This window comes from Streptococcus porcinus, assembly GCF_901542335.1.
In the GTDB taxonomy this organism is placed as follows: Bacteria; Bacillota; Bacilli; order Lactobacillales; family Streptococcaceae; genus Streptococcus; species Streptococcus porcinus_A.
In genome coordinates, this window is record NZ_LR594036.1 from 1,119,041 (window position 1) to 1,131,025 (window position 11,985).

An 11,985-nucleotide genomic window follows, 5' to 3' on the forward strand; every position below is an offset into this window, starting at 1 on the left:
TCTCTTTCCAAATAAAAAAAGAGCCTTACACTTGTAAAACTCTTGCCTATATATGATCATCCATTTCTGGTGCACGGATGATTTCAACAATCAATATGATGATAGAAATCAAATAGATTCCACCTAGTATCCACCAAATCATCTTAATCACCTCCCTTTACTTCTTGTCGTCTCAGTTGCTTGGTCCACTCTGACAGCACTCCATTAAATACATATTCAGCTATCACTTCCGCTGACCGAGCAAATCGCATATGTTCCAAAGCATACTGGTAACGATCACTAAAATAGATCATGGCATAGTCACTAGCTGAGTGAGATAGACCTGTCTGTCTTAACTGGTCATGAACCAAGCCCCAAATATAGTCTCGATCGTACTTTGTCACGGCATCTACTTTTGAAGGAAAGTTTTCTTCTTGTTTGTCATCTACTAACTGCCTCTCCTCCTCGTCCTCAATAAGGAAATCACTCCCTTCAGTTTCACTATATTTAGTCTCACTTCCTTCAGTCTCACTAGGGGCTGAATTTAAGACCGGCCCCGTCTTTCTTTGAGACCCCCCTAGTGTTTTTTTAACACTGGCCCCGTCTGAATGTAAGACTGGGGTAGGTTCATGTTCTAATTCCCCCAGGTAAATTTTATTTGCCATTCGACCTTTTTCACTAGAGGACTGTTGGACTTCATCAATTAAGCCATATTCACGTAAGATTTTCTTGATAGAGAGTAATTTTGACTTTGAACAGCCTAAAAGTGCCATCAGATTTGAATTAGAATAAATCAAGTAAATAGCTCCATCTTCATCAATCCAGCCCTTACTCAAAGACAATTCTAATCGATCTTTTAAAACCGCGTAGGCTACCTTAACCTCCAGCTTCATATTCTTATATCGTTCACTCTCAAACAAGACTTTAGGGAGTTTATAATAACGCTCTGATGTCTGATACTGATTAGCGGTAATACGTTTCATGAATGTCCCTCCAAGAAAATAAGTCCAATATTCCTAAATTCATCAAATTAAATTAAACCTACTTGTTCCATTTCATTAATTAGCTGAGTCGCTTTCTCAATATCAAATCCCAAGATAGTCACAAGCTGACACATCACGATTTGACGTGATGATTGTTTTTTTCTTTTGCATGATTTTCTCCTGAAAATAAAAAAGGCGAGAACACTTATAAAATGTTCTCGCCCAAAGTTTAGGTAATAAATCAATATAAAACAAAAATCCTGCCAAAAATTTTTTGGCAGGATTTTTGGCAGGAAACCAAATCAATTTATCAGTTTCTTCAAATCGCTATAGGCTCTAAAAGACTGGTAAATCGGGATTCCGATCTCAAATTGCTATAAGCTTCTTATTTAAGAGTGATTGAAGCTCCTGCTTCTTCAAGTTTAGCTTTGATTTCTTCAGCTTCTGCTGCTGCAACACCTTCTTTAATGTTAGCAGGTGCTCCATCAACAAGACCTTTAGCTTCTTTAAGACCAAGACCTGTGATTTCACGTACAACTTTGATAACTGCAACTTTTTTATCTCCAGCAGATGTTAATTCTACGTCAAATGAATCTTTAGCAGCTTCTTCAGCACCACCAGCAGCTGCAGCAGCTACAGGAGCAGCAGCAGTTACACCAAATTCTTCTTCGATAGCTTTTACAAGATCGTTAAGTTCAAGAATTGTAGCTTCTTTAATATCAGCAATAATATTTTCAATGTTCAATGCCATTTTTAATTTCCTCCAAATAGATAATTGTTTAAGTTAATTGGTAACCAAGGTTACGACCTGACGCCTTAAGCTGCGTCTTCTTTACTTTCTGCAACTGCTTTAACAGCATATGCAACGTTGCGAACTGGTGCTTGAAGTACTGAAAGTAACATAGAAAGCATACCTTCGCGGTTTGGCAATGTCGCAAGAGCCATGATATCTTCTTTAGAAGAAACAGCTCCTTCAATTGTTCCACCTTTAATTTCAAGTGCATCAGCAGTTTTAGCGAAATCATTGATGATTTTAGCTGGCGCGATAACATCTTCGTTTGAGAATGCTACAGCAGATGGTCCAACGAAAACATCTTCCATTCCTTCAAGCCCTGCTTTAACGGCAGCACGAGATAAGATTGAATTTTTGATAACTTTGAACTCAACGCCACTTTCACGAAGTGAACGACGTAATTCAGTATCTTGACCAACTGTAAGACCACGTGAATCAACAACAACGATACTTGCAGCATTTTTCATCTTCTCAGCTATGATGTCGACTAGCTCAGCTTTTTTAGCAATATTTGCTTCACTCATTAGTTTTACCTCCGTAATTATTGTTTGTCTAGAGACAGAAAAAAATCGTCTCTAAACCTAGACACGAAAGTACAAATACGTTATTAAACAATATCGTTTTGTGCCTCGGTAGGAAATTTACGAGCCATGCTCCCCTACTGTCTTAGGTCAGTTTCTTTCAAAACCTATATTAGTATATCCCATTTAAAAGTGCTTGTCAATAAAAACAACAAATTTTATTACAAAATAAAGGTCAAAAAAGGTCAGTTTTTTTATTGACCTTTACTGACCAAACGAGTATAATAGTATTAGAAGGTGGTTGGCAAGCCATAAATAGTGGGCATTTAAATCTAATCTCTCTACTTCTTGTATAGACTAAATGACCGTTCCTTCATAAAAAATCATATTACAATTAAAGAGGTAAAACTAATGACAAAAAATTACGGAAGAGATTCTTTTGGAAATATGGATGATATTTTCAATCAACTAATGGGAAATATTGGAGGTTATCAGACAGAAAACCGTCGCTATCTAGTCAATGGCCGTGAGATGACTCCTGAAGAGTTCAATCACTACCGCCAGACTGGTAATATACCAAATCAAATAAACAATGAGACTAGTCATTCTAAAAAACAAGTAGCTAGTAACAGTATTTTGAAAAAATTAGGAACCAACCTAACTGAAGAAGCTCGTAAGGGAAATCTAGATCCTGTTATCGGACGCAATAAAGAAATTCAAGACACCGCTGAAATTCTATCTCGTCGAACAAAAAATAATCCCGTGCTGGTTGGCGATGCGGGAGTTGGAAAAACCGCTGTCGTTGAAGGTTTGGCTCAAGCTATTGTAGCTGGAGATGTCCCAGCTGCGATTAAAGGTAAAGACATCATTTCAATTGATATTTCAAGTCTAGAAGCAGGTACTCAATACCGTGGTAGCTTTGAAGAAAACATTCAAACCTTAATTACGGAAGTTAAAGAATCAGGTAACATTATTCTATTCTTTGATGAAATTCACCAAATTTTAGGAGCAGGGTCTACAGGTAGCGAATCCGGATCTAAAGGTTTAGCTGATATTCTTAAGCCAGCCTTATCACGTGGTGAAATAACAGTCATAGGTGCTACAACTCAGGATGAATATCGAAATACTATCCTTAAAAATGCTGCTCTAGCAAGACGCTTCAATGAAGTAAAGGTAAATGCTCCAAGCGCCGAAGTTACTTTTCACATCTTAATGGGCATACGAAATCTTTATGAACAACATCATAATGTTATTCTTCCTGACTCCGTATTAAAGGCTGCAGTTGACTATTCTATCCAGTATATTCCACAGCGTAGCCTTCCAGATAAGGCTATTGATTTATTAGATATGACAGCTGCACATTTAGCCGCCCAACATCCTGCTACAGATCTTCAATCTCTTGAAAAAGAAATTGAAAAAGAGAAGAACAATCAGGAACAGGCAGTAGAAAAAGAAGATTTTGAAGCAGCTCTCAAAGCAAAAACTAGAATCGAAGAATTACAAAAACAGATTGAAAACCATACAGAAGGCCAAAAAGTTACTGCCAATATTAATGACATTGCTCAATCTGTCGAACGACTAACAGGAATACCTGTATCCAAGATGGGGGCTAGCGATTTAGAGCGTCTAAAAGAAATTGCTACCCGCTTGAAAGCGCATGTTATTGGTCAAGATCAGGCTGTTTCTGCTGTTGCAAGAGCTATTCGTCGAAACCGAGCTGGGTTTGATGATGGGAATCGTCCGATTGGATCTTTCTTATTCGTAGGACCAACTGGAGTCGGAAAAACTGAGCTAGCAAAACAGCTAACACTCGATATGTTTGGATCCAAGGAATCCATTATCAGATTGGATATGTCAGAATACAGCGACAGGACAGCTGTTTCAAAATTAATCGGCACTACTGCTGGTTATGTGGGGTATGATGATAACAAAAATACCTTAACCGAAAAAGTACGTCGTAATCCCTATGCTATTATCCTTTTAGACGAAATTGAAAAGGCTGATTCACAAGTTATTACTCTATTGCTTCAAGTTTTAGATGATGGTCGTTTGACAGATGGACAAGGAAATACCATTGACTTCAAAAACACTATTATCATTGCTACATCCAATGCTGGTTTTGGTTATGAACATAATCTCGACAAGCAAGGCAAAGAAATCCCAATCATGGATCGACTTGCACCATACTTTAGACCAGAGTTTCTTAACAGGTTCAATGCTCTTATAGAATTCAAGAGTTTAACAAAAGATGATTTGAAAGCTATCGTCAATCTGATGTTAGCCGAAGTTGATAAAACTATTGTAAAAAAAGGAATCACATTGGAAGTGGATGAAGATGTTAAAGATCATCTGATTGAGCTTGGCTATGATCCAACAATGGGTGTACGACCACTTAGACGTGTTGTTGAACAAGAAATTCGTGATAATATTACAGATTACTACTTAGACCATCCTGAAATCAAAAAACTCCATGCTCATTTGGAAAATGGAAGAATTACCATTGCTCCATAAAATAAAATATCTTTATTCATCAACTTGCATCTTAATCCTTAGGTTTCTCGAGGGATTAGGATGTTTTTTTATAGGACTCATATCACTAGTGTCTTCTCACAATCCAACACAAGTGGTTTAACTAAAAGAAAAAGACTTAGCACTGTAGAAGCTAAATCCTTTACTTAATATGGGAATCTTTAAAAGATTCCTCTTGAATGCTTGATCTGATAGGTACCTTTATTTTGTAAATACCATTTTATCTTTTTGATTTGTTAAAACAACTTTTTTATCAGTTTTATTATATTTCAAATTCACTTCTTTTCCTTGGCTTATAAACATTTTTGCCTTCTTGTTAAGGGAGTCGAATGTTACTCTATTTAAGAAACGATTGACCTTTCCACTAGCAATCTGTGTTGAAATAACTCCTGTAGCCTTATCATATTCACCATTTACAGCATAAGCCCTTTTCATAAATTCCTCATCTAGCTGCTTTTGAATGGCTGTTTTTGTCGGTGTTGATTGTTCAATAGCTGTTTTTACTTCTGGATCTAATTCATTTAAAGAAACATCACTGTCTTTTAAAATCTTATTCATCTCATTTTTATAATAATCTAAAATCTGTTGGCTCAGAAGGTCGCGATTAACAGTAAGATAGTAGGTCATCTCTACTTTATCTTTTTTTACTGTCATTTTTAATTGAGGTTTTGAAATACTATTTTCAACGGTCGTACCCAGTTGTCTGTCTAATAATTTCAAATCATTAGTGATATCTTTTTCGTAAGTTCCTTTAACAGAATTAGCTTTCCACGTTCCTTCTAAACTTCCTTCTTGATATTTATAGTAAGCAGCACCCCCTACTCCAACAAGAAGAACAGTAAAGAACAATAAACTAAACGTTTTTAAAAGGTTTCGCGATTTTTTGGGGTTTACATCTAATATAGTACGGTTATTCATAAAGGTTTCTCCTCTACTAGCATGGTATCATTTCCCTATTTTACAGTCAAGAATCTACTGCATCATTGGAATAGGTAAAAATAAAAATACTTCGTTTGAAGTATTTTTAAATCATTGCTAAAATGCTATCCCACGCCTGATCAATACCTATGCGGTCGACCGATGAAAAGATAATAAACTGATCATTGGAATCAAAATTCAATTTCTTTTTAACCATTGCTTCATGTTTATTCCATTTGCCTCGTGGAATTTTATCAGCCTTTGTCGCAACAACAATAACAGGTATCTCATAATATTTCAGAAATTCATACATTTGAACATCTTCTCCAGAAGGTTCATGACGTAAATCAACTAAAGAAACAACCACTCTGAGATTTTCACGACTAACTAAATACTCTTCAATCATTTTTCCCCATCTTGCGCGTTCGGTTTTTGAAACTTTAGCATAGCCGTAGCCCGGAACATCAACAAAGCGAATTTTATCATCAATATTAAAAAAATTAAGTAACTGAGTTTTACCAGGCTTAGCTGAAGTACGGGCTAAATTTTTACGCCCTAAAATAGTATTGATAAAACTTGACTTACCTACATTGGAACGTCCAGCTAGAGCTACTTCTGGAATATCATCTTGTGGGTAATGCGACTTATTTGCTGCGCTCAGTAAAAGATCGGCATTGTGAGTATTTAGGACTTGTTCTTCTGCCATGGCCACCTCCCCTTAAGCTATTTCCAGGATTGGTTTTGCATTCCCATCAACAGCATCTTTCGTAATACGTACTTTGGTCACATCTTCTTGGCTAGGTATTTCAAACATGAGATCTAACATTGTCTCTTCAATAATTGAGCGTAAGCCACGAGCTCCCGTTTTACGAGCAATCGCTTTTTCCGCAATTGCATCTAAAGCTTCTTGATCAAAGGTCAACTCCACGCCATCGTAAGACAGTAAGGTTTGATATTGTTTGACAAGTGCATTCTTTGGCTCAGTTAGTATTTTCACTAAATCATTGGTGCTAAGCTGCTCTAAGGCAGCAACAACTGGTAACCTTCCAATGAACTCCGGAATTAAACCAAAGGTTTGGATATCTTCAGAAATAATTTCTTGCATATAGGAAGCATCTTCATCAATTTTGCGACTGTTTTGCCCAAAACCAATAATTTTTTCTCCCAATCTTTGTTTAACGATTTCTTCAATACCGTCAAAAGCACCGCCCACGATAAACAAAATATTTTTGGTATCAATCTGTATCATTTCTTGATTAGGATGTTTACGGCCACCTTGTGGAGGAACAGAAGCGACAGTTCCTTCAATTATTTTCAAGAGAGCTTGTTGAACTCCTTCTCCTGATACATCACGAGTAATTGAAACATTTTCACCTTTTTTGGCAATTTTATCAATCTCATCTACATAGATGATACCACGTTCAGCACGCTCAACATTGTAGTCTGCTGCTTGAATCAGTTTCAATAAAATATTTTCAACATCCTCACCTACGTAGCCAGCCTCGGTCAAAGAGGTAGCATCCGCAATAGCAAAAGGAACATTTAAGGTCTTAGCTAATGTTTGAGCAAGGAATGTTTTCCCAGAACCGGTTGGACCAATCATTAAAATATTTGATTTTTGTAGTTCCACTTCTTCATCATCGCGACTTTCTGCAAAAGAAACTCGTTTGTAATGGTTATAAACAGCTACCGCCAAAGCCCTTTTTGCACGGTCTTGACCAACCACATATTGATTTAGTGTCTCTAATAACTCTTTCGGTTTAGGAACTTCTGTCAAATCAGCTAATACTTCCTCAGCTAATTCTTCTTTAATGATTTCTTGTGACAGAGCAACACATTCATTACAAATAAAGACATTGTTACCTGCTATAATTTTTTTGACTTCATCTTGACTCTTGCCACAAAATGAACAATGAACCTTGATATCAGTACTTCGATTTCCCGCCATATTTTCTAAACTTTCTCTTTTCACTCTTTATTAAAACAAGGTGCCATAAAAGGCATGTATGGTATTAACTAAATTAGTAATGACATTTAGTAAAAACAAAGTGCCCAATCCATAACGTTTTTTCTTAAAAGCTGTCATTGCACAAAGAAAACAGATGGCACACAAAAAAGCCGTAAATACCCCAAAAATACTACGTTGCATTAGTTAATCTCTCCCCCAGCGACAATCACTTTTTAACAAGAACATGAACTGTAAAATCAAAAGGATTTTGTTCATCTTTCCCATAGAAAAATTGATTTTCTTCAATATAGTCATCTAAATTCATTTCAGGACGATAGGTATCGCCTTCAAATTGGTGATGAACAACTGTTTTAATGATACGATTAAAATGCCCCTCAAAACTTTCGAGAACCTTCGCGCCACCAATGACGTACAGATTTTTTTCTTGGGCATGGAACCATTCCAAGGCTTTTTCTAAACTAGTAACAGTTAGCACACCTTCTACATCATACTGCTCATCGCTGGTCATCACCAAGGTTTGGCGATTAGGAAGAAGTTTACCTTTCATCCCCTCAAATGTCACTCGCCCCATCAAAATAGCTTGGTGAAGGGTTGTATTCTTAAAATGTTGTAATTCTCTTGGAAGATGCCAAGGCAAGGTTCCATTTGAACCAATAAGTCCGTTTTCATCTTCTGCCCAAATAGCTATTATTTCTTTTGTCATCTTATTCTATCCTTAATGTCATTGACTCTATTTTAGCAAATTTTGTGATATTTTGCTTGAAAAAAATCCATGTTTCACTCAGATAGCCAAATCAAAGCGCAATTGTGGTTTAACAGGATCATAATCTACTAATTCAAAATCTTCGGCACAAATATCAAAAAAGTCAGTGCCATCTGGAACATTTAAAACAAGACGTGGCTTACAATTGCTTGCTTCGCGATTTAATAATTCCTCTGCCTGAGAAAATTGATTATCGTAAATATGTAAATTATTGACAAAGTAGAAGAATTTTCCAATTTTCCAGCTAAAATGTTTTGCAATCATCATTTGTAAAGCAACATATTGCATAGCATTAATATGGTGTGCTACTAACATATCATTAGAGCGCTGTACCAGAGTAGCGTCCAGATAGATATCACCGTCAACACGACGAACATCAAACATCGTCTGAAAGGCACAAGGTAGCAAACCTTCTGTTTCTTCGAAAGCCTCGTAATCCCATAATGAAATCACATTTCTGCGATTCCAGGGGTTGTCAGCCAGCTGTTTTAAAATTTTCGTCATGATATCATGCTTTTTGACTACAGCTCCATAGCGTTGTCCGATTGTTCTGGTATTTCCTACTTCCCAATCCTTCCAATAGTGAACATTATATTTTTCTTCTAAGACATCTAAAGAATTGGATTGGTCTTGATAAATCCAAAGTAACTCTTTGATTGCTGATTTTATTGGTATTGGCCGTAAGGTAGTAATAGGAAAGTCACCTTCAGCCAAGTTATACTCTGTGAAAACGCCAGTAAGATACTTTGAGTTAGCTGTTTGACCATCTCTATATTTTGGTCTTGCCTGCTCACTAAAAACACCTGTTTCCAAAATCTTTTGGATATTCTCTTTAAAAATCACATCTGCTCGTGTCATGACGCTTCCTTTCTAGTTTATATACTGTTTCTTATTTTACCAAATTTTGAGGAAATAGCTAGAAGAAATATTAAAAATTAGGCTCCCTTAACGATTTCTTTGGTTTGAATCATGAAACTAATAGTTGTTTTCTCTTTTTTCAGAAAAATTATGATAAAATATTAGAGAATATCTATTAGCATATTAAAGAAGGAACATTATGAAAATTGGAATTGATAAGATCGGTTTTGCAACTGGTCGTTATGTTTTGAATATGGATCAATTAGCTATCGCTCGTCAAACTGATCCAGATAAATTTACTAAAGGACTAATGCTTGATCGCATAAGTATCACGCCAATTACAGAGGATATTGTGACTCTTGCTGCTACTGCCGCTGACACAATTCTCGACCAAGAAGATAAGGAAAGTATCGATATGGTCATTTTGGCAACAGAGTCCTCCATCGATCAATCAAAAGCGGCCAGCATTTATGTCCATCACTTGCTTGGCATTCAACCATTTGCTCGTTCAATTGAGATAAAAGAAGCCTGTTATAGTGCTACTGCTGCACTTGATTATGCCAAAGCTCATATTGCTTTAAATCCTGACTCAAGAGTATTAGTTATCGCCAGTGACATTGCCAAATATGGTATCAAGTCGGCTGGTGAACCAACCCAAGGCGCTGGCAGTGTCGCTATCTTAGTCAAGGCTAACCCCTCAATTGCCATCATTAACAATGATAACGTCGCCCAAACACGGGAGGTTATGGATTTTTGGCGACCAAATTACTCATCAACCCCTTACGTAAACGGAATCTTTTCTACTAAACAATACCTTGATTCCCTCAAAACAACTTGGAAAGAATACCAAAACCGCCAGAATCTAGAGGTTACTGATTTTGCTGCTTTTTGTTTCCACATTCCTTTTCCTAAACTGGCTTTTAAAGGCCTTAATAAATTATTCGATAAAGAAACACCCGATTCGCATAAAAAGCAATTAACCTTAGCTTTCGAAGCTTCTATTACTTATAGCCGCCAAGTCGGAAATATCTATACAGGTTCACTGTACATGTCCCTTCTTTCCCTTTTAGAAAATTGTCAAACCTTACAGGCAGGAGATAAAATCGGTATGTTCTCCTACGGTTCTGGTGCTGTTAGCGAAATCTACAGTCTCCAGTTAGTTGATGGTTACCAAAGCAGATTAGAAACAAACCGTCAAGCCTATTTGGATCAACGCCAAGAAGTCAGCGTCACTGATTATGAAACTATTTTTTATGCTGATAGTTCAGTTGACCACGAAGGGAACCTTACTTTTGACAACTATTTAGCCGGACGATTTGCTTTGAAATCTATCCAAGAACACCAAAGGATTTATGGAAAAAATGACAAATAAACCTATCAATTGGGCTGGTTTCTATAAAAAAAGTCCAGCAGACAGAATTAAATTCTTAAAGGAACAAGGTCTAATTAGAGACCTTGTTCTTGAGCATCTAGAAAGAGAAGACTTATTATCCCTTGAAACGGCTAATCAAATGGCTGAAAATGTTCTTGGACGCCTTGCCCTTCCATTTAGCATCGTTCCAGATTTTCTCATTAACCAAAAAACTTACCACTTACCGATGGTAACAGAAGAGCCTTCAGTTATTGCCGCTGCTACCTTTGCTGGAAAAATCATCAAACGTTCTGGAGGTTTTAAGACAAAAGTTTTCAATCGCCAGATGATCGGACAAGTAGCTTTATATGATGTTCCAGATAAAAAAGAGGCCCGCACCCAGATTTTGCTAGCAAAAAATAATTTACTTGAAATCGCAAATAATGCCTATCCCTCAATCGTCAAACGTGGGGGAGGAGCATGTGATTTGCATATCAAGATAAAGGAGAACCTTCTCATTGTTTATCTTATGGTTGATACCCAAGAAGCTATGGGAGCTAATATGGTTAATACGATGGTGGAGGCACTTTCTAAACCCCTAGAAGATTTGGCTAACGGTAAAACCTTGATGGCTATTTTATCAAACTATGCAACCGAAGCTTTAGTTAGAGCAGAATGTCAGATTGACCTCCGTTTTTTAAGTCGTAATAAAGCTGAAGCTGAAGAATTAGCTAAGAAAATGGTGCTAGCCAGCGACTTCGCACAAATTGATACCTATAGGGCTGCTACCCATAACAAAGGTATTTTTAATGGTATTGACGCCTTAGTCATAGCCACTGGTAATGATTGGCGGGCCATTGAAGCTGGAGGGCATACTTACGCTGCCAAAGATGGTTCCTACCGTGGTTTAAGTACCTGGAGCTTAGACCTCCAGCATAATGTGATTAAAGGCCAATTAACTATGCCTATGCCGATTGCTACTAAGGGGGGATCTATTGGCCTCAATCCCAGTGTCCAAGTAGCCCATGACTTACTGAATTGGCCAAAGGCTAAAGAATTAGCTCAAATCATTGTTAGTTTAGGATTAGCTCAAAATTTTGCTGCTTTAAAGGCCCTCACTAGTAGGGGAATCCAAGCTGGGCATATGAAACTTCAAGCTAAATCCTTAGCACTATTAGCAGGAGCAAGTGAAGCTGAGCTTGCTTCACTAATGCCCGAGCTACAAGCACTCAAGCATCTTAATTTAGAAAATACCAAAAAAACATTAGCAAGATTACGCCAAAAATAAAGAAATCCCTGAAAGTTTTAGCTTTCAGGGATT

At 37.0% G+C, this 11,985-nt stretch carries 12 protein-coding genes and 1 other annotated feature; of the genes, 3 read left to right on the forward strand and 9 right to left on the reverse strand.

Features of this window, described 5'->3' with window-relative positions:
* Positions 1-143: 143 nt before the first annotated feature.
* The 3 genes from FGK96_RS05290 to rplJ form a co-directional block, all read right to left on the reverse strand.
* Positions 144-962 carry a replication initiator protein A gene (locus FGK96_RS05290; protein WP_138082018.1) on the reverse strand — a complete coding sequence of 273 codons (819 nt, stop codon included), beginning with the start codon at positions 960-962 and terminating at the stop codon, positions 144-146.
* Positions 963-1,347: 385 nt separating this feature from the next.
* Entirely contained in the window at positions 1,348-1,713 is a 366-nt protein-coding gene (gene rplL, locus FGK96_RS05300; protein WP_007894316.1) for a 50S ribosomal protein L7/L12, read from the reverse strand.
* A gap of 65 nt (positions 1,714-1,778) precedes the next feature.
* Positions 1,779-2,279, reverse strand: a complete 501-nt coding sequence (gene rplJ, locus FGK96_RS05305) for a 50S ribosomal protein L10 (protein ID WP_138082022.1) — start codon at positions 2,277-2,279, stop codon at positions 1,779-1,781.
* A gap of 30 nt (positions 2,280-2,309) precedes the next feature.
* Positions 2,310-2,444: a sequence feature (ribosomal protein L10 leader region), on the reverse strand.
* A gap of 243 nt (positions 2,445-2,687) precedes the next feature.
* On the opposite strand from rplJ, the gene FGK96_RS05310 reads away from it, so the two are divergent.
* Positions 2,688-4,787, forward strand: coding sequence for an AAA family ATPase (locus FGK96_RS05310; protein ID WP_138082024.1), 2,100 nt, complete (start codon positions 2,688-2,690; stop codon positions 4,785-4,787).
* Between the two features lie 219 nt (positions 4,788-5,006).
* Here the strand turns inward: FGK96_RS05310 and FGK96_RS05315 are convergent, their stop codons facing one another.
* From FGK96_RS05315 to FGK96_RS05340, 6 genes are all read right to left on the reverse strand, one after another.
* Positions 5,007-5,723, reverse strand: coding sequence for a hypothetical protein (locus tag FGK96_RS05315; RefSeq protein ID WP_138082026.1), 717 nt, complete (start codon positions 5,721-5,723; stop codon positions 5,007-5,009).
* Between the two features lie 106 nt (positions 5,724-5,829).
* Positions 5,830-6,429, reverse strand: coding sequence for a ribosome biogenesis GTP-binding protein YihA/YsxC (gene yihA, locus FGK96_RS05320; RefSeq protein WP_138082028.1), 600 nt, complete (start codon positions 6,427-6,429; stop codon positions 5,830-5,832).
* 12 nt (positions 6,430-6,441) lie between these two features.
* The gene (clpX, locus tag FGK96_RS05325; RefSeq protein ID WP_138082030.1) at positions 6,442-7,671 is read right to left on the reverse strand and encodes an ATP-dependent Clp protease ATP-binding subunit ClpX; all 1,230 of its coding nucleotides are present in this window, start codon (positions 7,669-7,671) and stop codon (positions 6,442-6,444) included.
* A gap of 30 nt (positions 7,672-7,701) precedes the next feature.
* Positions 7,702-7,872: a hypothetical protein gene (locus FGK96_RS05330; protein WP_003083300.1), complete on the reverse strand. Its 171-nt coding sequence runs from the start codon at positions 7,870-7,872 to the stop codon at positions 7,702-7,704.
* A gap of 25 nt (positions 7,873-7,897) precedes the next feature.
* Complete coding sequence (locus tag FGK96_RS05335) at positions 7,898-8,395, reverse strand: dihydrofolate reductase (protein ID WP_138082032.1); 498 nt, start codon at positions 8,393-8,395, stop codon at positions 7,898-7,900.
* A 78-nt stretch (positions 8,396-8,473) separates the two neighbouring features.
* Positions 8,474-9,313, reverse strand: coding sequence for a thymidylate synthase (locus FGK96_RS05340; protein ID WP_138082034.1), 840 nt, complete (start codon positions 9,311-9,313; stop codon positions 8,474-8,476).
* Positions 9,314-9,512: 199 nt separating this feature from the next.
* Here FGK96_RS05340 and FGK96_RS05345 point away from each other — a divergent pair, with 199 nt between their 5' ends.
* Together FGK96_RS05345 and FGK96_RS05350 are read left to right on the forward strand one after the other, a co-directional pair.
* On the forward strand, positions 9,513-10,685 hold the full coding sequence (locus FGK96_RS05345; protein WP_138082036.1) for a hydroxymethylglutaryl-CoA synthase: 1,173 nt from the start codon (positions 9,513-9,515) through the stop codon (positions 10,683-10,685).
* The gene (locus tag FGK96_RS05350) at positions 10,675-11,952 is read left to right on the forward strand and encodes a hydroxymethylglutaryl-CoA reductase, degradative (RefSeq protein WP_138082038.1); all 1,278 of its coding nucleotides are present in this window, start codon (positions 10,675-10,677) and stop codon (positions 11,950-11,952) included. Before FGK96_RS05345 ends, FGK96_RS05350 begins: the two co-directional genes overlap by 11 nt.
* Positions 11,953-11,985 lie beyond the last annotated feature (33 nt).